Source organism: Paraburkholderia sp. MM6662-R1, from assembly GCF_050436245.1.
Taxonomy (GTDB): Bacteria; Pseudomonadota; Gammaproteobacteria; order Burkholderiales; family Burkholderiaceae; genus Paraburkholderia; species Paraburkholderia tuberum.
Genome location: NZ_JBNDLV010000003.1, coordinates 183,908 through 205,026, shown reverse-complemented (window position 1 = coordinate 205,026; position 21,119 = coordinate 183,908). Strand labels below are relative to the sequence as shown.

Annotated in this window: 28 protein-coding genes; all 28 read left to right on the top strand. The window is 64.1% G+C overall.

Annotation, left to right across the window (positions count from 1 at the left end; all coding sequences use genetic code 11):
- The first annotated feature begins 124 nt into the window (after window positions 1-124).
- Entirely contained in the window at window positions 125-391 is a 267-nt protein-coding gene (locus OKW39_RS23555; RefSeq protein WP_184058948.1) for a flagellar biosynthetic protein FliQ, read from the top strand.
- Window positions 392-395: 4 nt separating this feature from the next.
- On the top strand, window positions 396-1,148 hold the full coding sequence (locus tag OKW39_RS23550; protein WP_429563826.1) for a flagellar biosynthetic protein FliR: 753 nt from the start codon (window positions 396-398) through the stop codon (window positions 1,146-1,148).
- Window positions 1,149-1,150: 2 nt separating this feature from the next.
- A complete protein-coding gene (locus OKW39_RS23545) occupies window positions 1,151-2,221 on the top strand; it encodes an EscU/YscU/HrcU family type III secretion system export apparatus switch protein (RefSeq protein WP_429563825.1) in 1,071 nt (356 codons plus the stop codon).
- Complete coding sequence (locus OKW39_RS23540; RefSeq protein ID WP_429563824.1) at window positions 2,218-4,320, top strand: flagellar biosynthesis protein FlhA; 2,103 nt, start codon at window positions 2,218-2,220, stop codon at window positions 4,318-4,320. The genes OKW39_RS23545 and OKW39_RS23540 overlap by 4 nt, the downstream gene beginning before the upstream one ends.
- A gap of 47 nt (window positions 4,321-4,367) precedes the next feature.
- Complete coding sequence (locus OKW39_RS23535; RefSeq protein ID WP_429360454.1) at window positions 4,368-5,090, top strand: flagellar hook-basal body protein; 723 nt, start codon at window positions 4,368-4,370, stop codon at window positions 5,088-5,090.
- 2 nt (window positions 5,091-5,092) lie between these two features.
- Window positions 5,093-5,866 (top strand): flagellar hook-basal body protein, encoded by a 774-nt coding sequence (locus tag OKW39_RS23530; RefSeq protein WP_187618587.1) that lies wholly within the window; start codon window positions 5,093-5,095, stop codon window positions 5,864-5,866.
- 156 nt (window positions 5,867-6,022) lie between these two features.
- Complete coding sequence (locus tag OKW39_RS23525; protein WP_429563823.1) at window positions 6,023-6,685, top strand: hypothetical protein; 663 nt, start codon at window positions 6,023-6,025, stop codon at window positions 6,683-6,685.
- A gap of 7 nt (window positions 6,686-6,692) precedes the next feature.
- On the top strand, window positions 6,693-7,280 hold the full coding sequence (locus OKW39_RS23520; protein ID WP_184058964.1) for a flagellar basal body L-ring protein FlgH: 588 nt from the start codon (window positions 6,693-6,695) through the stop codon (window positions 7,278-7,280).
- Window positions 7,280-8,422 (top strand): flagellar basal body P-ring protein FlgI, encoded by a 1,143-nt coding sequence (locus OKW39_RS23515; RefSeq protein ID WP_429563822.1) that lies wholly within the window; start codon window positions 7,280-7,282, stop codon window positions 8,420-8,422. Before OKW39_RS23520 ends, OKW39_RS23515 begins: the two co-directional genes overlap by 1 nt.
- Window positions 8,423-8,436: 14 nt before the next feature.
- Window positions 8,437-8,802 (top strand): flagellar basal body rod protein FlgB, encoded by a 366-nt coding sequence (locus OKW39_RS23510; protein WP_184058966.1) that lies wholly within the window; start codon window positions 8,437-8,439, stop codon window positions 8,800-8,802.
- A 4-nt stretch (window positions 8,803-8,806) separates the two neighbouring features.
- Window positions 8,807-9,280, top strand: a complete 474-nt coding sequence (flgC, locus tag OKW39_RS23505; protein WP_429563821.1) for a flagellar basal body rod protein FlgC — start codon at window positions 8,807-8,809, stop codon at window positions 9,278-9,280.
- Window positions 9,280-9,615, top strand: a complete 336-nt coding sequence (gene fliE, locus OKW39_RS23500) for a flagellar hook-basal body complex protein FliE (protein ID WP_184058971.1) — start codon at window positions 9,280-9,282, stop codon at window positions 9,613-9,615. The genes flgC and fliE overlap by 1 nt, the downstream gene beginning before the upstream one ends.
- 13 nt (window positions 9,616-9,628) lie before the next feature.
- Window positions 9,629-11,173 carry a flagellar basal-body MS-ring/collar protein FliF gene (fliF, locus tag OKW39_RS23495; RefSeq protein ID WP_262420008.1) on the top strand — a complete coding sequence of 515 codons (1,545 nt, stop codon included), beginning with the start codon at window positions 9,629-9,631 and terminating at the stop codon, window positions 11,171-11,173.
- Window positions 11,160-11,726, top strand: coding sequence for a hypothetical protein (locus OKW39_RS23490; protein WP_429563820.1), 567 nt, complete (start codon window positions 11,160-11,162; stop codon window positions 11,724-11,726). Before fliF ends, OKW39_RS23490 begins: the two co-directional genes overlap by 14 nt.
- The gene (locus OKW39_RS23485; protein ID WP_429563819.1) at window positions 11,723-12,436 is read left to right on the top strand and encodes a FliH/SctL family protein; all 714 of its coding nucleotides are present in this window, start codon (window positions 11,723-11,725) and stop codon (window positions 12,434-12,436) included. The genes OKW39_RS23490 and OKW39_RS23485 overlap by 4 nt, the downstream gene beginning before the upstream one ends.
- On the top strand, window positions 12,429-13,757 hold the full coding sequence (locus OKW39_RS23480; protein WP_184058978.1) for a FliI/YscN family ATPase: 1,329 nt from the start codon (window positions 12,429-12,431) through the stop codon (window positions 13,755-13,757). The genes OKW39_RS23485 and OKW39_RS23480 overlap by 8 nt, the downstream gene beginning before the upstream one ends.
- A gap of 10 nt (window positions 13,758-13,767) precedes the next feature.
- Window positions 13,768-14,220, top strand: coding sequence for a hypothetical protein (locus tag OKW39_RS23475; protein WP_429563818.1), 453 nt, complete (start codon window positions 13,768-13,770; stop codon window positions 14,218-14,220).
- Window positions 14,217-14,990, top strand: coding sequence for a hypothetical protein (locus OKW39_RS23470; RefSeq protein ID WP_429563817.1), 774 nt, complete (start codon window positions 14,217-14,219; stop codon window positions 14,988-14,990). Before OKW39_RS23475 ends, OKW39_RS23470 begins: the two co-directional genes overlap by 4 nt.
- A complete protein-coding gene (locus OKW39_RS23465) occupies window positions 14,980-15,402 on the top strand; it encodes a flagellar hook assembly protein FlgD (RefSeq protein ID WP_429354704.1) in 423 nt (140 codons plus the stop codon). Before OKW39_RS23470 ends, OKW39_RS23465 begins: the two co-directional genes overlap by 11 nt.
- A gap of 12 nt (window positions 15,403-15,414) precedes the next feature.
- The gene (locus OKW39_RS23460) at window positions 15,415-16,608 is read left to right on the top strand and encodes a flagellar hook protein FlgE (protein ID WP_429563816.1); all 1,194 of its coding nucleotides are present in this window, start codon (window positions 15,415-15,417) and stop codon (window positions 16,606-16,608) included.
- A gap of 134 nt (window positions 16,609-16,742) precedes the next feature.
- A complete protein-coding gene (locus OKW39_RS23455; RefSeq protein WP_429563815.1) occupies window positions 16,743-17,435 on the top strand; it encodes a FliM/FliN family flagellar motor C-terminal domain-containing protein in 693 nt (230 codons plus the stop codon).
- A complete protein-coding gene (gene fliN, locus OKW39_RS23450) occupies window positions 17,432-17,761 on the top strand; it encodes a flagellar motor switch protein FliN (RefSeq protein WP_262420007.1) in 330 nt (109 codons plus the stop codon). Before OKW39_RS23455 ends, fliN begins: the two co-directional genes overlap by 4 nt.
- Window positions 17,758-18,129 (top strand): flagellar biosynthetic protein FliO, encoded by a 372-nt coding sequence (locus OKW39_RS23445; protein ID WP_429563814.1) that lies wholly within the window; start codon window positions 17,758-17,760, stop codon window positions 18,127-18,129. The genes fliN and OKW39_RS23445 overlap by 4 nt, the downstream gene beginning before the upstream one ends.
- A complete protein-coding gene (gene fliP / locus OKW39_RS23440; protein ID WP_429563813.1) occupies window positions 18,126-18,929 on the top strand; it encodes a flagellar type III secretion system pore protein FliP in 804 nt (267 codons plus the stop codon). Before OKW39_RS23445 ends, fliP begins: the two co-directional genes overlap by 4 nt.
- Window positions 18,926-19,705: a sigma-70 family RNA polymerase sigma factor gene (locus tag OKW39_RS23435; RefSeq protein WP_429563812.1), complete on the top strand. Its 780-nt coding sequence runs from the start codon at window positions 18,926-18,928 to the stop codon at window positions 19,703-19,705. The genes fliP and OKW39_RS23435 overlap by 4 nt, the downstream gene beginning before the upstream one ends.
- 49 nt (window positions 19,706-19,754) lie before the next feature.
- Entirely contained in the window at window positions 19,755-20,291 is a 537-nt protein-coding gene (locus OKW39_RS23430) for a tetratricopeptide repeat protein (RefSeq protein ID WP_429563811.1), read from the top strand.
- A 14-nt stretch (window positions 20,292-20,305) separates the two neighbouring features.
- A complete protein-coding gene (locus tag OKW39_RS23425) occupies window positions 20,306-20,674 on the top strand; it encodes a hypothetical protein (protein WP_429563810.1) in 369 nt (122 codons plus the stop codon).
- Between the two features lie 121 nt (window positions 20,675-20,795).
- Window positions 20,796-21,002: a hypothetical protein gene (locus OKW39_RS23420; protein ID WP_090811655.1), complete on the top strand. Its 207-nt coding sequence runs from the start codon at window positions 20,796-20,798 to the stop codon at window positions 21,000-21,002.
- Window positions 21,003-21,119 lie beyond the last annotated feature (117 nt).

The window sequence follows — 21,119 nt, the reverse complement described above, 5'->3', positions numbered from 1 at the left end:
GTTTTTGATTCGTTTGCCTCACTATTTTCATTCGTTTGCCTCACTATTTTTTTCAATTTCACAACTTCCAATTCGAAAGAAAGCTCTTCATAATGCGGCCCACTTAAACACGGGGACCTTATCCATGTCGGCCGACCAGGCAATCCAAATGATGACGCAGCTGTTCTGGAACAGCTTCCTCATTGCGGGGCCAATTGTTATTGCCACGCTCGTGGTCGGTCTGCTGATCAGTGTCTTTCAGGTCGTCACACAGCTGCAGGAGATGAGCCTGAGCTATGTGCCAAAGCTCGCGGTCGCCGTCATCGTGACGGTTTCGCTCGCCCCGTGGATGCTCGCGCGTCTGACCGGTTTCGCAGCGTCGCTTTTCCGCAGCATTCCTGATCTGGGCTAACGCAATGACAATCGAAGCCAGCACGAGCTGGACGCTCGGCGTTCTTCTTCTTTCGTTGCGAATCGGCCCGGTGTTCGTTCTTGCGCCGCCGTTCTCACAAACGCAGGTGCCCGCGCGGGTCCGCGTGTGCTTCGTGCTGGCGCTCGCCGCATGTCTGGCATATAGCGCTGCACCCGACGTCTACATGGACGGCGCAGCGCTACTCATCGCCGCTGCAGCCGAATTGATGCTGGGCCTCGCGATCTGCTTCGCGTTCCAGGCCGCGTTTGCCGCGCTAACGTTTGCTGGCCGCGTGCTCGACGTCCAGGCCGGCTACGGTCTCGCGATGGTGATCGATCCGGGTTCGCGTGCACAGGCGCCGCTGTTCGGCACGATACTCACGCTCGTCGCGGGCCTGCTGTTTTTTGCTTCGGGCGGTCATCTCGAGCTGGTACGGCTTTTGATTGCGCTAACGAGCGTCATACCAGTCGGCTACGCGCGAGTCGCCGTCACTCCCGATGCGCTGATCGGCTATTTCGGCATTGCGCTCGGCATGGGTCTGTCGGTCATCGCGGCCGCAATGGTCACACTGTTTCTAATCGATGTATCGATCGCCTTTCTCTCCCGCGCGTTGCCGCAAATGAACGCACTGATGTTGGGTCTGCAAATCAAAGTCATCGCGACGCCCGTCATGATGGCGCTATCAGCGGGTCTACTCGCACCTGCGACATTGCGTTTGCTGACGCACGCATTGGCTTTCGTACCGTCCCTGGATTAGTCATGTCGGATACGGAACAGAACAAATCGGAACAGGCCACTGCTTACAAGCTCGAGCAGGCGCGCAAGAAGGGTATGGTGCCGCGCAGCCAGGAGCTCGGCATGGTGCTCGGCCTGCTTGCGAGTACCGGCTACCTGTCAGTGTGGGGCGGAGAAATGGCGGCACGTCTCGCTTCGCTCGGCGCTCATGCGCTGAGCGAAGCCGCGTCACTCGACGCAAGCGGCCGTGCGATGCCGGTGGTGTGCGCGGCGCTGCTGCTGCAGGGCGCGCACGCGGTTGCGCCACTGATTGCGATTGCGATGGGTAGCGCGCTACTGTCAGCGCTGATGCAGACCGGCTTCCTGTTAGCCCCCGGCGCACTCAGGCTGGACACCAGCAAGCTGAATCCGGTGCAAGGCCTCAGGCGTGTTTTCTCGATACAGACGCTGATCGAAGCCGCCAAGGCATGCTTCAAGATGGTCGTCTATGTGGCGATCATCCGTTTCACGATCGTCGATGCGGCCGTCTCGCTCGCACATGAGGACCTGTCCGCGGTACGCATTGCGCAGACGCTGCTCGCTAGCGGCGTCCACCTGCTTTTCATGCTGCTCGCGGCCGCGTCGGTGTTCGTGTTGCTCGACCAGGTGCTGGTGCGTCGCTCATTCGCGAGAAAGATGCGTATGAGCCGCTACGAGCAGAAGCAGGAAATGAAGCAGCGCGAAGGCGATCCGCGCATCAAGCAGCGGCGCCGCCAGTTGCAGCGCGAATTGCTGCAGCGTTCGCGCAGCATGAAGGCGGTGCGTAGTGCGGACGTGATCGTCGCGAACCCGACGCATTATGCGGTCGGTCTGAAATACGATCCGTCACGGATGGCCGCGCCGCATGTCGTCGCCAAAGGGGCCGGCGATTTTGCACTGCGTCTGAAGAAGCTCGCCTTCATCTATGGCGTGCCGGTCATCGAGTCGCCACGTTTCGCCCGCGCGCTCTATTTCAAGGCAGTGCTCGAACGCGAGGTGCCGGGCGATCTGTATCGCGATACCGCGGCGATCTATTTGCAGGCGCGACGTGCGCCGTCGCAGGTGATGTCCGCATGACGCTTCGATCCCGCCTGCGCAATCATTCCGACCTCGCGCTCGTCTTCGCCGTCGTCGCGATCCTGTTGCTGCTGTTTACACCGATTCCGGCAGGGGCGCTCGACCTGTTCATCATCGTCAATTTCGCATTCGCGTTCACGATCCTGTTGATGACGTTTTACGTGTCGCGACCCGTCGAGTTCTCGACGTTCCCTTCCCTGCTGCTGATCGCGACGCTGTTCCGCTTGTCGCTGAACATCGCCGCGACCCGTCTGATCCTGTCCGGCGCCGAAGCGGGCCAGGTCATCGCGGCAATCGGCGCATTCGTCGTGCAGGGTAACTTCGTCATCGGCCTGATCGTCTTCTTCATCCTGATCGTCGTGCAATACGTGGTGGTCACGACCGGCGCGCAGCGCGTGTCGGAAGTCGCCGCGCGCTTCGTACTCGACGCGATGCCCGGCCAGCAGATGAGTATCGACGCCGACCTCAACATGGGTCTCATCGATCAGGACGAAGCGAAGCGCCGACGCAAGGCGCTCGAAAAGGAAGCTGGCTTCTACGGCTCGATGGATGGCGCGAGCAAGTTCGTCAAAGGCGATGCGGTAGCCGGCATCATGATCCTGCTGATCGACATTCTGGGCGGCTGGGCGGTCGGCGTCGCGCAGATGGGCATGCCGCTCAGCCAGGCAATGCAGACCTTCACGCTGCTGACGATCGGCGACGGCATCGTCACGCAGGTGCCCGCGCTGATCATTTCCGTCGCGACCGGCATCATCGTCACGCGCTCGTCTGCCGACGGGGAGCTCGGCAACGAGGTGCTGCGTCAGCTCGTGCAATTCCCGAAGATCCAGATCCTCGTCATGGTCGCGCTGACCGGCCTGCTCGCGCTGCCGGGCATGCCGAAGTGGCCCGTGCTGATCCTTGCAACGATTGCGGCTTGCGCCTGGTGGATCGCGCGCCGCAAACGAAGTGCGGCGCCGGATAACCAGGCCGCGACGGACGGAGGCGACAGCGACGCGGCCGCGGCCACCCAGGCCACCGATCTGCCGGCCGTCGAAGTGTCGTTCGGCGCCGCGCTGACGGCCGCATGGATCCCGACGCAAAGCTTGCTGGCCGAACGCATCGCGGCGTTTCGCAAACAGTACGCGGCCGAGATGGGCGTCTCCATTCCGCCCGTGGTGTTCCGCGACGGCGCGCAGCTTGGCTCCAACGACTACCGGATCCTGCTGTTCGGAGACCGCTTCGGTCAGGCAACGCTGTATCCGGAAAAAACACTCGCCATTCACTCGTCGGACAAGGGTGAGAAGGTGCCCGGCATCGCCACTCACGATCCGGCCTTCGGGCTGCCCGCGGTATGGATCGATACGGCCGAGCTGTCGCGCGCGCGCTTGCTCGGTTACACCGCGGTCGATCCGCTGACCGTGCTGATCACGCACGTCACCGAGGTGATCAAGGCCAACGTACCCGCGTTGCTGTCGCGCACCGAAGTCGTCGCGATGCTCGAAGGAGTGCGTTCACGCACACCCGGCCTCGTCGAGGAACTCGTGCCGAACGTACTCGCCGTCAGCGACGTGCAGCACGTCTTGCAGAATCTGCTGACCGAGCAGGTCGCGATCCGCAATATCGGCCTGATCGTCGAAGTGCTGGTCGACGCGGGTCGGCATGAAAAAGACCCTGCCGCGTTGAGCGAGCGTGTGCGCCAGCGGCTCGGCCACGGCATCTGTCAGGCAATCCAGAGCGATCACGATGCGCTTGCGGTGCTGACGCTCGACCCCGCGCTCGAAAACGCGATCGTGCAGAACCTGCAGGGTGCTGACGGCGCAGGCGCGTTCGTGCTCGACCCGCGTCTGGCCGAAAGCTTCCTCGCCCGGCTCGCCGCGCAGGTCGACGCGATGATGCGGCAGAACCTCAAACCTGCGTTGCTGTGCCGCCCGGAAATTCGTCGTCATCTGAAAACCTTCACGCATCGTGTTGCGCCACGGCTCGCCGTGCTGTCGATGAACGAGGTTCCGCACTCGATCAGCCTGAGATCGTTCGCGATGGTCAGTCTCGACACAACTGCGGCTCGGGCTCCCGCGCGCGCCGCGCAGCCCTCGAACGCTACAGCGCTCGCCGCCTGAGTGTCGAGCAGCTTGCCACCTGCCTGCCAAATTGAAACGGATTCCTGATGGATAACATGATGACTGTCGCGGCCAGCCTGATCTCGCACGAAACGCGCCGGATCGAAACCGCTGGGCAAAACCTCGCGAATGTGGCCACGCCCGGCTACAAGCGGCAGATCGCGTTCGACGACGTGCTCGCAGCCGGACGCACCGGGACGGTCCCTGTGTCTGCCATGCTCGCGCCGCCGCCAACCGGCATCGCCACCGACTTCTCCGCCGGCAAGCTGGTCCACACCGGCAATCCGCTCGATCTGTCGATCAGCGGCTCCGGCTTCTTCGAGGTCATGACAGCGAGCGGTCCGGCCTACACTCGGCTCGGCGCGTTCCATCGCGATGCCGACGGACGTCTCGTCACGGCCCAGAATTGGGCGTTGCAAGCCGCGGGTGGCGGCGACGTGGTCCTGCGTTCGGGCAACTGGCAGATCGCCAGCGACGGCACGCTGATTGACGACGGCACACCTTCAGCCGTGATACGCGTCGCAACTTTTACGGATCCGACCCAACTCGAGCGCCGCGCGGACGGCCTGTTCCATGCCACGGACGCGCAGGCCGTCGACGTCGAACAGCCGCACATCGCGCAGGGCTTTATCGAATCGTCGAACGTCGCGGTCGGCAACGACATGATGCAGATGATGGAGGCAATGCGCCGCGTCGAGTCCGGCCAGAAGCTCGTGCATGCGTACGACGACATGGTCGGCGCCGTTTTGCAGCGTTTGGGAGACATGTAAGCGTGAACAACGTTTTTTATATCGGCGCGATGGGCTTGAACGCGCAGCAGACAGCCGTCGACGTCACCGCGAACAACATCGCGAACATGAACACACCGGCGTTCAAGCGCGGCACGGTGTCCTTCAGCGAGTTGCTGACGTCGGCGGTCGCCCCACTCAGCCGCGCCCCGGCCAACGAAACCGTCACCATCGCCGCGGGCGTGGCGGCCGACCCGTCGCTGCACGTTTTCACGGCGGGCGAGTTGCGCCCGACCGGCAGCGCGCTCGATCTCGCGATTCGGGGCGACGGCTTCATCGAACTGGCGTCGGACTCGGGACCGGCCACGTTGTGGCGCGGCGGCACGCTGCACGTCGGGGCCGACGGTTATCTGACTGCGTCGAACGGCCTGCCGCTCAAAACGATGATTTCCGTTCCGCGCGACGCCTCCAGCATCACCATTTCGGCGACCGGCCAGGTGCAGGCGGTTCTGCCGAACCAGACCGACCCGATTGATCTCGGCGAAATCGAACTCGTGATGCCGACTGACGTGCGCGCGCTGCAATCGGCCGGCGACGGAATCTATCGCATTCAGGACGACGGGATCACTGTCAGCCGCGTGCGTCCCGGCGAAGACAACGCTGGGACGTTGGCGCAAGGATTCAGCGAAGCCTCGAACGTGTCGCTGTCGGATGAGCTCGTCAGTCTGATGCTGTATCAGCGTGCGTATGCGTCGAATGCGCGACTCGTGCAGGCCGGCGATGAGTTGATGGCGATTGCGAATGGGTTGAAGCGGTAAGCCAGCTTCGCAATCACGGTCAAATACAGCCAGCCCATGTTCAATACGAGCGCGTTCAATCTTATGTCGCCCATCCGATGTCGCCAGTTCAATGCGTTTGCGATCGCGTTCGCCTCCGTGGTCGCGAGCGCGGCAGCCTACGCCTCTGACGCGGCGGTGAAGTTCCGCGCCGCCGCCGACATCGACGGCAACGTCGTGCGATTCGGCGATGTCGCCGACCTGAGCCCTGTGCCTGTGGCCCTGCAAAAGCAGGCGGCCGAACTCGTCGTCGCAAGATTGTCCGAATCGGCTACGAGTGTTGCGGTAGAGCCGCGTCGTCTCGCCGAAGCGGCCCGCCGTCAGATGCCGGCCCTCACGCCGTGGCTTTCCATGCGGGACACTCAACCGGCCGTCGTCATCAGCGGTCCTGTTCGCGCCATGTCCGGTTCGCCGAGCGACGCTCGTTCTGCGCCGCCGGCACGCTGCGTCGAACTCGTTCGTGATCTCGCGAAAGGCGATGCAATCACGTTCGATAGCGTGCGCGGTATCGCGTGCCCGCAGAAGCTAGTCATGCGCGGCGTTCACTACGACGACAAAGCGCGCGTCGCGCGTGCGGCTCAAAACCTCGTGCCCGGCGACGTGATAACCGGCATCCCCTCCCAACGTCTCGCCCAGGTCATGCGCGGCGAACGCATTGTGGCCGTCGTACGAACGGGTGCCGTCACCGTCTGGCGAACCGGCATCGCATTAACGGACAGCGCGAGTGGCCGCGTAACCATGATCGCGACAGGCGATCACGACATCCTGGCCATTCCTGCTACCACCTCGCTGTCGAAGTAATTCAGTCATGCAACCCAAGATCCGTTCAACGCTGGCAACGATAGGCATCGCCTGGTGCGCGCTCACGCCCACCCACGCCGCCGACCTCTTCCACAGCGACGCCTACCAGTCGCTGACCTCGGACCGCCGCGCCTCGCGCCCGGGCGACATCGTCACGATCCTCGTCTATGAGAACTCGACCGCGAGCAATACTGCGGACACGTCGACCAAAACGAACGTGGCTGTGCAGGGCAACGTGTCGACGATGTGGGCCGGCAGCAATGCTGCGCAGATCGGCCTCGGCGATAACTACGGCGGACGCGGACAGATCCAGCGCACGGGCCGTTTGCTCGCGCAGATCAGCGCGCGTGTGGAGGCGACTGAGCCGAATGGTGACCTGATCGTCGCCGGCGAACAGGCCATCGACGTCAACGGCGAAAAGACGCGCATCCATCTGCAAGGCCGCGTGCGTCCGGTCGACATCGCCGCGAACAACACAGTGCAGTCGAACCGCCTCGCGGACGCGAAGATCGACTACGTCGGCGAAGGCTTCATCACCGATCGGTCGAGACCCGGCCTCATTCCCCGCTTTCTCGCATGGTTGGGCTTATGGTAATGCGGCTCTCTTCTCGCACGATGCGGGTCATCCAGGCCGTACTGCTGCTCGTATGCGCGATGGCCGCGGGCAGCGGTCCAGCGCACGCGGCAAATGAAGTGCGCCTCAAAGACCTCGGACGCTTTCTCGGCTGGCGCGACAACATGCTCGTCGGCTACGGCATCGTGTCGGGTCTCGCGGGCTCGGGCGACACGCCGCGCAATCAGGCCACCCGTCAGGCCATGATGAACATGATGTCGCAGTTCGATCTGAATCTGACCCAGGACCAGATCCAGAGCCGCAACGTCGCCATGGTCATGATTACGGCCTCCTTGCCGCCGACCGCCAACATCGGCGACCGGATCGACATCAACGTCACGTCGATGGGCGATGCACGCAGCCTGTCGGGCGGCACGCTGATCATGACGCCGCTGCGCGGCCCCGACCGCAAGACGTACGCACTCGCGCAAGGACCGATAACGGTCGGCGGCTACCGCTTCGACGCCAACGGCAATCTGCGCCAGAAAAATCATCCGACGGTCGGTACCGTGCCGCAAGGTGCGATCGTCGAAGTACCGGTGCGCGCCGAGCTCGTCACGCAGGACGGCTATCTGAACTTCGTCCTGCGCAACGCGGATGCGACCACGGCAGAGCGCATCGCACAGCGTATCAACCAGGCGTTCGGCGCCAGCAGCGCGCGCTCGCTCGACGCGGAAACCGTCCAGATCCGCGCGCCCGGTGAAGGCAGCGCGCTCAACAGTTTCGTAGCGCGCGTGGAGACGCTCGGCGTCCTGCCCGATCAGGGCTCACGTGTCGTCATCAACGAACGCACGGGCACCGTGGTCGCCGGCGGCGACACGCACATCTCGCCGATCACGATTTCGCACGGCGACATTCGCGTGACGGTCACGACCGAATACTCGGCATCGCAACCCGAGCAGATCGGCATTGCGGGCCGCGGCGTGCGCAGCCTCGTGATCGGCAACAGCGATCTTTCCGTCGACGAACCCGGCCAAACCGTCGCCGCAACGTTCCCCTACGGCTCGGTCGGCGAACTCGTGCAAGCGCTCTCGGGCAGTCGTGTCAGCACCCGCGACGTGATCGCGATTCTCGAAGCCATCAAGGCGGCGGGCGCGTTGCACGCCGACATCATCGTTCAATAACAGGAGGAACCGCTATGACGATCAACCTCGTCGCCGCCATCGCCGGCAAGGCCCTCGACGGGCTGTTCGCACGGCAAACGGCCACCGCGCAGAACGTGGCCAACGCCGGCTCGGCGAATTTCACGCCGCTGCGGGTGTCGTTCGAGGATGCCTTGCGCGACGCCGCCGCGTTGCACCCCGGCGACACGCCGGCCAGCGTGCTCGCGCGTGTCGCGGGTGTCGCGCCCCGCATCGACGCGCCGCTGCCGCTCGCCTCGAATACCGTGCGAATCGACGACGAAATTGCTACGGCATCCGAAACCTCGGCACGCTACGCGATGCTGGCCGGCATGCTCGATCGCACGATGCAGATCGAGAAACTCGCGATAGGCGGAGGCTGAACCGATGACCGATTCCATCTTCGCGATTGCGCGCTCCGGACTCGACGTCGAGCGCCAACGCATGGAAGTCATTGCGCAGAACCTGGCCAATGCGGGCACGACGCGCACGGCAAGCGGCGCGTCTTATCAGCCGCTGCGGCTCGTGTCGGGGCCGCGCCTGGCCGCAGGGGACTTCCCCAGTCTGCTCGGCAACGGCGGCACGCCCGGTGCGCACAGCGCCGCGGGACTTCCCACCACGCATGGGCTCGGGGGCGTGCAGACGTATGGCATCGAGACGGTCGACGCGCCGCCGCGCCTCGTCTACGACCCGTCGCATCCGCACGCGGACGCAAAAGGCTTCGTGTCCTACGCCGGTCTCGATCATGCCGGCGAGATGGCGCTCATGGTGCAGACGTTGCGCGTGTACGAAGCCAACACGGTGATGTTCAACGCGGCACGCTCGATGTATCTGCGTGCCCTCGAAATGGGGAGTCACTGATGAGCATCGCCGTCATCTCCGCGCTCGAACCGGGCTTTCTCGCGCCGACGTGGCAAACCGGCCTGGCGCCGTCGCTCGCGCCGCAAGTGGAGCAAGGCCTCGGCGCGACCACTCAACCCGGCTTCGGCGCTCTACTCGTCGATGGCCTGCAATCGGTCGACACGCAGGTCAGCACCGCCAATGCAGCGATTGCCGACTTCGCGCTCGGCGCGGACCTGCCGCCGCATCAAGTGATGATGGCGCTCGAACAGGCCCGCATATCGCTGCAATTCGCGTTGCAGATCCGCTCGCGCCTCGTCGAGGGCTACCAGGAACTGATGCGGATGCAACTCTGAAATGGAAGCCAGCATGTCCCGCTTCAAGTCGTTTTTTGCCGATGCGCCGCGCGAGCGGCAATTCTTGATGGTCGGCGCGCTATCACTGCTGCTGTGCGGCGCGATGGCAGCCGCGTTCTTCCTGTCACGGCCCGGCTATCAGGTCCTGTTCCGCGATCTGAAGCCGCAGGACGCGTCCGCGCTCGTGGCCGAACTCGACAAACAGAAGGTACCCTACCGGATCGACGACGAGACCTCCGCGATTCTGGTGCCCGCCGGCGATACGCGCGCACTGCGTCTGAAGCTGATGAGCAGCGATCTGCGCCTGCACGGCGCGGTCGGCTTCGAGCTGTTCAATAACTCAGATCTCGGCCTCACCGAGTTCGCGCAGAAGGTCAACTATCAGCGCGCGTTGCAAGGCGAACTCGCGCGCACGATCATGACGCTCGACGAGATCGACCTCGCGCGCGTGCATCTGACGCTGCCCGAGTCGTCGCTGTTCCGGCGCGATGCGGCGCGGCCCAAGGCCTCGGTCGCGCTGTTCATGCGCGACGGCCAGGCGCTCGCTCCCGAAACGGTGCGCGGCATCCAGCGGCTCGTGGCCGCAGCGGTGCCCGAGCTGTCCGCCAACGACGTCACTGTGCTCGATCAACGCGGCGGCGTCGCGGGCACGAAAGCCGGCGAAAACGCGATGACCGACGACCCGCATTTCACGTTGAAGCAGGCGATCGAGCAACGCTACGAACGTAAGATCCTTACGCAGATTGCGCCGCTGGTCGGCGACGGTCATGTGAGCGTCAGCGTCGACGCGGCGCTTGACTTCGCGCAGACGCGCACGACGCGCGAGTCGGGTGTCACCCGGCCCATCGTCAACGCCGACGGCGCGGCCAGCGCCACGCCGCCGCTACCGTCAACGAAAACCGCAAATGCGTTGCCGCCCGCTGGCACGCCACCGCTGCCCGCAATGCCCTCCGTGGAGGGGACAAAGACCGATCGCAGTCTCGAGCAGATCGTGTCGGAGCCCGGTTCGATCCGCCGGCTATCAGTCGGCATCGTGCTCGACTATGCCTTGCCGCAAGACGATATGACACGCATAAACGCGATGCTGGGCGCGTCGATCGGTATCGACGCGGCGCGCGGTGATGTGCTGTCTATCTATGTGCGTCACTCCGGCGACGCAGCGACGAGTGCGGTTGCGCAAACGACGCCCGCGAACGCCGGCGTTGCGGCACCAGTCGAGCCCGATGCGAGCGCGGATCTGGAGGCCGGCGCCACGATTCGCGACGCATCCGAACCCGTCGCATTGGCCGTCGCAAATTCCGCTGCACGCGACGCCGACGCACGGCGCGTGGAGGCTGTGGTCCAACACCTCGCGCAATGGATGGCCAGTCATCCGGCCGCCGGCGTTTGCTCTGCCCTGTTGCTCGTCGGCATCATTGGTGCGTTGCTCGCGATGCGCCGGCGTCGTGCTTCCCGTCGCTCGTCGTCACGTGCTTTGAGTCTGCATCAGCGCGAAGCCTACGTGCTGCGCTTGCGTGCGCTGCTCGCCGAAGAAGGAGAGCAGCATGGCCACGCCTGAGCGCGACGCATCGCGCGAACGTCGTCTGAGGCGCGCGGTTGCCGATCTGAGCGGGCTTGCGATCGACGATATCGAGGCGATCTGGAGCGCGCTCTCGCACGACGAGCGCGCGCGCTTGCGACCGCTGCTCGCTGACGCGGCGCGCGTCGCACCCGGAAATCTGGTGGCGGCGATGACGGCCCCGGCGACAGATGACCGCGTTGCGATTGCCAGCGACGGCCATTCGCCTGAAGACGCGCGACTCACCGCATCACGGCTTGCGCGTTTCGCCGAGACCTTGCCGCATGAACTGCTTTGCCGGTTGATGTCTTGCGTGAATGCACCGACCCGCGAGGCCGTGATCGCTGGGTTGCCGCCCGAGCGCCGCGCAATGCTCGCGCCACATGGTCGTGCATATGACATCACGGAGCGCGCGCGTACGGCGTTGCAGGCCGCGGCGCTCACAGCCAGCGCGCAACTCGGCGATATCTCTGATGATGACGGCAAGCCGCCGCAGGTCGAACCATTGCGGCTCCACCAGAAGCTTCGCCGCTGGATGGGGCGGTCCGCATGAGTCTGCTGCTGAAAGCCGCGCAGGTCACGCTGGGCAGCGGACGCAAGACGCTCGGTCGAGCCACGCTAGTTGCCGTAGCCGCCGAGCCGTCCGAACACGTGCCGGTGCAAGTTCAGCACGCTTTCCAAACCGACGCACAGATCGACGAACTCAGACGCGAACTGGCGGAACTCGCGCAAACGCATGCCGAGCAAATCCGCGACTTCGAGGAACGGGAACGCGCCGCCTATCAGCGAGGCATCGAAGAAGGCATCGAAAAGGGGGTAGCGCGCGTCAAGCTCGATCACGTGCAGCGGATCGAAGCACTCGTCGCCGGTATCGACGCGGCGCTCGCTGCGTTGCGCGACCGCCTGCAAGCAGTCGAAAGCCTCGCGCTCGATGTCGCACAAGCCGCGCTGCGGAAAACCCTCGGCGACACCACTGCGTGTGCGGCGCTCGTCGTGCAAACCGCGCGCCATCATCTCGCGCAGATCGCGGCGGGGTCGGCGATCGGCGTGCGCGTGTCCGCGCAGGACTTTCCTGACGCCGATGCGCTGCGCGACGCATTCGCCACGCTCACGCGCGATACCGCACTGACGGTCGACGCCGATCCGCAATTGGCTGCCGGCGCGTGCCTGATCGATCTGACACTCGGCCGCCTCGACGTGAGCCTGCCGCGGCAGCTCTCGCATTTCAATCGCACGCTCGACGAACTTCGCGCCGATGACTGACCGCCCCTCGCTCCACCGCTATCTTGCCGCAATGCGTCAGGTCGATCCGGCGACCCGGGTCGGCGCGATCACGCGCGTAATGCCGACGTTCGTCGAAGCGGACGGACCCGGCGTGCCGCTCGGCTCGCGCTGCTCACTCGGCGCGCCGGGTCCGCAGCAATGCGAGGCGGAAGTCGTCAAGGTCGAGGTGGGCCGCGTCACGCTGGCGCCGTACACGTCGACGGCAGGGATCTGCGTTGGCGACCCGGTGTGCGCGATGCGAGTGGGAGCAACGATCCCCGTTGGGCCACGCTGGCTCGGACGCGTCGTCGATCCCCTGGGCCGGCCGCTCGACGGCGGTGCACCGCTTCCCGCGAACGACGCCTCATGGCCGCTCGCCGGCGTCTGCACGCCGCCGCTCGATCGCCTCTCGCCGGTCGAGCCGCTGGAGACCGGCATTCGCGCGCTCGACGGCCTGCTAACGCTTGGCGTCGGCCAGCGCGTGGGCATTTTTGCGGGCAGCGGCGTCGGCAAAACGACCCTGCTCGCGAGCCTCGCGCGCCACGTCGAAGCCGACGTCTGCGTGCTGTGCCTCGTCGGCGAGCGGGGCCGCGAAGCGGAGGAGTTCTGGCAGCGTGCGCTGTCCGACAGCGCGCGCGCCCGCTCCACGATGGTGGTCGCAACCTCCGACCAGCCTGCCGTGATGCGCGCCCGCAGCGTGCAGGTGGCGCTGTCGCTCGCCGAGTATTTTCGTGCGCAGGGCGCGCACGTGCTGCTGCTTCTCGATTCGGTCACGCGCTATGCGCTCGCGCTGCGCGAGATCGGCCTCGCCGCCGGCGAGCCGCCGACCGTTCGCGCGTACACACCGGGCGTGTTCGCCGCGCTGCCGAAAATCGTCGAGCGGTGCGGCGCAATCAGGAACAGTGGCGCGATCACCGCGCTGATGACCGTGCTCACCGAGACCGACGACATCGACGATCCGATGGCCGAGACGATGCGCGCGCTGCTGGACGGCCATATCGTGTTGACGCGCGAACTCGCCGAACAAGGTCACTACCCGGCGATTCAGGTGCCGAGAAGCATTAGCCGCGTGATGCAGTACGTCGCTGAGCCCAACGAACGGCGGCTCGCCGCCGAAGCCGTCGCGCAGCTTGCAGCGTACGAAGCGTCGCGCACGCTCGTCGAATCGGGGCTTTACGCGCCAGGCAGCAACCCGGCGCTCGATCGCGCGCTGCAACAGCGCGCCGCGCTAATCGATTTTCTGCGTCAGGCCCCTGATGCGACGACGCCGCGCGCGACGACCATCAACGCGCTCGCTGCTTTGCTTCGGGAAGTTGCATGACGAGTCATTCATGAAAAAACGCCACCCGTTTGAAACGGCACGAGAGATCGCCGACTTGCGTCGACTGCAACTGGAACGCGCGCGCCTGGATACCGTGCGAGTCATTCAACTCCATCAGCGCAGCCACGCACGCGAACAATCGCTTTGTGCAAGCCTCGACGCCCATGTCGCGCAATGGCGCGACGCGTTGCAGGCGCCGGACGGCTTGTCGCCTGCGCTCGCGGCCAATTGGGCAGGCGCGCTCGCCTCGGCTCGCGCCGCCCATCTGCACGCGCAACAGGACACACGCGATGCCGCAAGCCGTGTCGAACGACAGCGCGCAGTGCTGGCGCGCCACGAACAGCAAACCGAGCACGCTTGCGGCGTGGCCGCCAGGGTCGAGCGGCAATTCGAACTTCAGCGCGACGAGCAGCGTGCGAGCCGGATCGAGGACATGTATCTGTCGCGGGAGGAGCGCCAATGAAGCTCACCGTATTTCCAACGTGGCGCAATGCGCCGATGTCCACAGCAAGTTCGCCCAAGCCCGATGCCAGGCATGCGGCGTTCGATCAGGTATTGCGGGTGATGGAGAAAGTCATGTGGTCGGGCGCGAAGGCCGGCGCGTTGAACGAAGATCCTACGCCCGCACGACAGCGACGCACGCCAGCGGAACGTTACGACAACGCGCCGGCATTCGACGCCCGCTCCTATGCTCGCGATAGGTCCGTTGACCATGCGAGCGAGCCGCGCGGCTGTGCATCGGCGAGATCCGCTCGCATCGATGTCGAATCGCATGCGCGCGACACCGAGCCTGCGCTCCCTGACCACGATGGCGCTCACGCCGGGCACGTCACCAGGTCGCCGGTCACGCTCGCCAGTTCGTCTTTCCCAGCATCGGGCAGCACTGTTCACGACGCACTGTCGCGCGAACAGGCCATACCGTACAGGGCCGCTCGTATCACTTCGTCCGCCGCATCGATCGCCTCACGAGCCGCTAAGGCCGCTAATACCGAGAGCGGCGCCAGCGCCGGGAGCGCGCCAACGCCTTATCGTCTGACCGTGATGACTGGCGAAGCCGGCGTGTCGATCGCATTACGCATCAACCATGCGATCACGAAGGCGGACGAACCCGACGCCCGCGCCCAGCACGCCCTCGACGAGCTGCGCCGCGCCGTACCGCGCGCCGTGCGAGTCGTCGTCAACGGCGTCGAACACATTCCGACTACATCGCAAGGCATCGCTCATGGCCACTAATCCGATCAGCTCGAGCAGCGACGTCGGCAACCGCATCGATTCGATCGGTCTCGACATGCAATCGCTGCTGCAGATCATCCTGACGCAGCTCACCTATCAGGACCCGCTAAAGCCGGTCGACAACTTCGAGTTCGTGTCGCAGCTCGCGCAGTTCACGTCGCTCGAACAGACACGCCAGATCACGGACAAGATCGACGACCTGCTGTCGGTCCAGTCAGCCACGCAGACGCTCGGCCTGCTCGGCCGCAACGTCGACGTGCAGACCGACACGGCGCTGCTGAGCGGCATCGTGAAGAGCGTGTCGTTCAAGGATTCTCAGCCGCAATTGACGATCGAAACCGAGAGCGGCGAATTTCTGACGAACGCCAATATTTCGCAGATCGTCGCAGTGCGCCAGACGAGTGGTTCTTAAAGGAGAGTTTCCATGCTGGAAAGCATTTACATCGGCATGAGCGGGTTGACGGCGTACGCGAAGGGCCTGCAAACCATCAGCAATAACGTCGCGAACCTGAACACCGCGGGCTTCAAGACCTCGACGCCGGGGTTCGCCGATCTGTATTACGGCCAGCAGTTTGCGCGGGGCGAACCAGGCGCGATGAACACGATGCAATTCGGCAGCGGCGTCGAGTACGGTTACTCGTCGTTGAATTTCGCGCAGGGTGATCTGCGCGTGAGTAACGGCCAGCTCGATCTTGCAATTCAGGGCAAGGGCTTTCTGACGCTGCTCGACGGTGACACCGCACGTTACGCCCGCACCGGTCAGTTCGCGGTCGGCAACGACGGCTTTATCGAGGACAAGGCGACGGGATTGAAACTCGCGGCCTTGAGCGCATCGGGCAGCCTCGGTCCGATTTCGCTCGCCGGCAAACAGATCAGCCCACCGCAGGCGACGACGGTGATCAGGTTTTCCGACAATCTGTCGACGGGTTCGACCAGCTTCTCGATTCCGGACGTTGACGTCTTTGACGCGAACGGCGGCAAGCACACGCTGACAATCGCGTTCGCGCCCGATTCGAGCATCGTTCCCGGGCGCTGGCAGGTGACCGTCTCCGACGAAAACAACATACCGGTCCAGCAGGGCACGCTGCAGTTCAACGGTGGTATTCCCGAGCCCGGACGCGACCGGATCGACTTCACGCTGACTTCCGCCGACGCGCCGCCGCTCACCGTCACACTCGATTTCTCGACCGGCGTCACCGGCTTCTCCGCCGGCAGCTTCTCGAGCCTGCGTGTGTCGGACAAGGACGGCTACGGGACCGGTACGTTGTCGTCGATGAACGTCGACGTCGATGGGCGACTGGTGCTGCAATACTCGAACGGACAAACCGATGAGCTCGGCACGATCGCGCTCGCGAGCTTTGCGAATCCGCAGCAACTGGTGCAACAGGGGAATGGTCTATTCGATGCGTCGCACGCGTCGCCGCCGCAATATCGCAGCAGCAATGGCGCGGGCGTTGGGCAACTGCTCGCGGGCGCGACCGAGGCGTCGAACGTCGATCTATCGACGGAGTTTGGTCAACTGATCCTGATTCAGCGCGGCTTCCAGGCGTCGTCGCAGGTTATCAGTACCGCCAACGAAATGATCATGCAGCTGTTCCAGATGCGAGGTCAGGGATGAGCGTCGTGCCAATCCGCTGGCGGCCGCTCGGCGCGCGCGATCTCGCAGCCGGCGCGGCGTGGTTTGCGCGCGCAATCGATCCGTGGCGGCAGGCGTGGCTGGCCGCGCCCGAGCTCACTGTCGAAGCCGTGGACTTGCTCGATCCGTTCGACAGCGCGCCGCCTTCGGGCCAATGCGAGTCGTGGTCAATCGGCGACAACGTCTGGCTATTCACCGAGCCTCGGCAGATCGTCATGCTGGTCAACGAGACGCTCGATCTGCCGAAGACGTTCGCCCTGACCGACGACGCTCGCGCGCCCCTGCTCGCGGACGTCGGCAAGCAGCTTGTCGACGAACTGCTCGATGCGATCGGTGCGGCGTTATCTCCAGGGCAACAGTCCGCTGCCCGCGTCCGTACGACAGGAAACGCCGATACACCGCGTCTTCGTTTTGGCGGCGCCTGCTTCCGAATACGGAACACGAGCGGCGAGACCGTTTTGACGCTCGTCTGCGGCGCGCCGGCGCTGTGGTCGTGTTGGCCCGTCAGCAAGCCGACGGTTCATGGAGCGAACTCACCGACCACCACGCGTCGCAGCGCGGCCGTCGAATCGAGCCGCGTATCGCTCTGGGCGATGCTCGGGCAGTGCGAACTGAGCGTGCCGCAACTGGCCACGCTCGCCGTTGGCGACGTCATCCGACTCGACCAGACGATTTCCGAGCCGATCCCGTTGCTGTTGGCGCAGTCCGACTGCGGACGACTCCCCCCCATCGCCGCCGGCACGCCTGGACAACACGGCGGCAAATTATCCATTCAACTCACTTCGATAGCCGGGCCCGATACCCCATGACTCTGAGTACCCCACCCACCCGACCGCTCGTCATGCGTGTCGATCTTCCCGAACAAGAACCGGTCTTCGACGACCGCAACACGACACGCCCGCAGCTGGCGCTGCTCGAAGAAGTGAAGGTCACCGTCGATATCCGCCTCGGCTCAGCCGAGATGTCGATCAAGGAACTGCTGGCGCTGCAATCCGGCGCTGTGGTCGAACTCGATCGTCATCTCGGCGATGCCGTCGACGTGTTGCTCAACGACAAGAGCGTTGCGCGCGCCGAGATCGTCGCGCTTGGTGAGCAGTTCGGCATTCGAATCACTGAAATTTCGACGCACCCATGACCGTTTCAACCCCGGCCTCATGGCTGCAAGGCGCAAGTGACGCGACCGCAGGCCAACATGCGTTATCGGCAACCGGCCTCGCACTCGCGGGGGTCGACGTCATGCGCGTCGGCATCACACTCGTGTGTTGCATCGCGCTTGGTATCGTTGCGATTCTGCTTTTGCGGCGAAGCCATCGGGTCGGCGCGTGCGGTTCGTCGTCGAGCCTCACGCCGCGGATCACCGCAGCCGCATCGCTGCGTCTGGGCCCGCGCACGACGCTTCATCTGATCGAATACGATAGCCGCGTCGTCCTGCTCGCCTCGGATACAACCGGTGTCAAGCTGCTGGACGCGCGCGATCGAGGTGACGGAGCGCGCGAAGCATGATGCAACGAAGTCGGTTTCACGCGTGGCGCTGGCTGATCGCGCTGCTGCCAGGAGTCTTCTGCCTGTATGCCGGATTCGTCGACGCTGCGCCCATCGCGCCAATCGCGCACAGCGGTGACGCAGGCATGCTGTCGCTCTCCGGTTCCGCATCCGGAGTCATCGCGGACAGTAAGGGCGTATCTGAAACGGTACGCATTGCGACGCTGCTCACGCTACTCAGTGTCGCCCCTGCACTGATCGTGTCGATGACGGCATTCGTCCGCATCGTGATCGTGCTGGCGATGATCCGGCACGCGTTTGGCATGCCGGAAACGCCGCCGACACCCGTGCTGATCAGCCTCGCGCTGTTCCTGACGGCATTCGCCATGCTGCCGACGCTGCAGCTGATCAATCACGACGCGCTGCAGCCATTCATGCACGGCCAGATCGACCTCGCTCACGCTCTCGACAGCAGTACCGCGCCGATTCGCGATTTCATGCTGCGCCAGGTGCGCGAGGATGAGCTAAGGCTGATGTACGAGATGTCGCAACAGGCGCTGCCGCAGACGCCGGCCGACGTCAGCCTGGTGCAGTTGACGCCCGCGTTCATCCTCAACGAATTACGCGTTGCGTTTCAGATCGGCTTCGTGATCCTGCTGCCGTTCCTGCTGATCGACCTCGTCGTGTCGAGCGTGCTGCTGTCGCTCGGTATGCTGATGGTGCCGCCCGCAACGATCTCATTGCCGCTCAAAGTGCTGATGTTCGTGCTGGTGGACGGCTGGAGCCTCGTGTTGCGCGGCGTGCTGAGTAGCTTCAAATGAACTTGCCGGCGGAGTATGCGAATGCCGACGAGACCCACGGTGACGCCGCGGCGTCCGCATTGGAGGAGAGCCTATGGGCAGCGCTACGCGACGAAAGCGGTCCGCAAGCGCGCGAAGCCGTATTCGCGCACTTTCTGCCCTACGCACAGGCGCTCGCGGCGCAACTATACGCAGGCCGGCACCGCGACGACGTCGAGTTCAAGGACTTTCTGCAACTTGCCTGCGTCGGTCTGCTCGAAGCAATCGACCGCTTCGAATCCGGGCGCGGCGTGTCGTTTCGCACCTTCTGCACCCCGCGCCTCAGAGGCAACGTTTTGACCGGCGTACAGCGCCTGAGCGATGCGCAGGAACAAATCGCGCTGCGCAAACGGATACGGCGCGAGCGTGTTGCATCACTAGAAGCGCCCGCTCGCACGAGCAAGCAGTCCGATACGTTCCAGGCTCTCGCGACGCTCGCCGCGGGCCTTGCGATCGGCTTCATGCTCGACGGTACCGGCATCGTCGAGGAATCCGCCGCACAGGCCGCGCCGTATGCAACCGCTTATCAAATCATCGCCTGGAGGCAGACAACGGAGAAACTGCATTCGGCCGTTGCACGATTATCCACGCGCGAGCAGAAGATTATCCGCTACCATTATTTTCATGGACTGGGATTCGAGCAAATCGCCGACATTTTCGGCGTAACCAAGGGCCGCATCTCACAGTTGCATCGCGGTGCGCTGCTCGATCTGCGCAACCTGCTCGGCAATACCCAGCATCTGCATATCACTGGCTAGAACTATGACTCATGAACACGATTCTCCTACGCACTGCAACGATGGCGTCATGTCGTCCGTCCTCTCCGCGATGCAGGGCACCGATGAACATGCGCTCGATGTGCTGAACGAGACGCTCGCTGGCTGGCCGCTCGATGCACGCCTGTGGTTCCTGCGCGGCTCGGTGTACGCCAACCAGGGTCGACACGGCGAAGCGCGTACTGATTTCGTTCAGGCGTTGACGCTCGTGCCGGATCTTCACGTCGCCCGCTTCATGCTGGGGCTTCTCGAACTGCAAAACGGGCTCGTCGCGCAGGCGTCGCAAAGCTGGTTGCCACTCGATCGCCTGGCTGAGTACGACGCACTGCGCGTGCTCAAAGATGGGCTGCTGAGCTTTGCCGACGATCAGTTCGATGACGCGCTCGACAAGCTCAATCTCGGCATGGAGCTCAATCGGCAGTATCCGTTGATCAACGCCTATGTCGGCGCGCTGATCGCGACATTGACTGCCGAGGCCGAGCCTGCGGATCAGGCGAAAGAAGGCTCCACGGCGCAACACGACCATCTGCTGCTGTCGGGCTATCAGAACAATCAGACCCGTCACTGATTCGCGGCCGCGCCATGGACCCCATTTCGACGCTCAATCAGGCAATGCAGGTGCTACGGCAACAACTCGCCGAAAAGGAGCAGCGGGGCGAACGGACGGCCTCTGGCCGCAAGGGGGCATCTTCCATGCAGCCTGGCGGACCGCCGTCGACTGCCGAAGGTCTGCCTGATGCGATTCGAACGCGGATCGACACGTTACGCGCGGCAGGTGTCGACGACGAGCGGCAGTTCTTTCGTGCCGTGGTCGACCTGCTGTTGCTGCGCGAGTTCGGCGAAGAAATGGCCAACGATCCCTCTTTCCAGCAGATGAGCGAATGGGTCAGCGAGTGCCTGTCCGAACAGCTCGACACGCGTCATGTGCTGCGCGAGGTCATCCGTGATTAACGACGTGCATCGCTGACGCTGAGTTTCTGGGTGCCATTGCCGAGGACGACACTGTCGACGTGGTGGCAGAAGACGGCTGGACTGAATCTTGCGTCTCCTCAATGATTGGAGGAAAACGATCATGACCAGACTACTCTTTGCAATCATCGTGGCAGTTGGCCTGGCGGGCTGCGTCGTCGCCCCGCCGCCGCCCAGCTCTGGCTACGGTTATGAGCCAGCGCCCGCCTATGGCTATGCCCCCGGGTATTACGTCGCGCCCTCCGTGAGCCTCGGCATCGGCATTGGCGGCTACTGGGGTGACCATGGGGGCCATTGGCACGGTCATTGAAACAGCCGTTCCCGAAAGTTCACGAGCGCTCTACCGAACCAGGGTAAACATCCATCCTCCCACGAAGTACTTCAAAATGGTTGGGGTACGGAGTATATTCGCGTTCAGCAGATATCT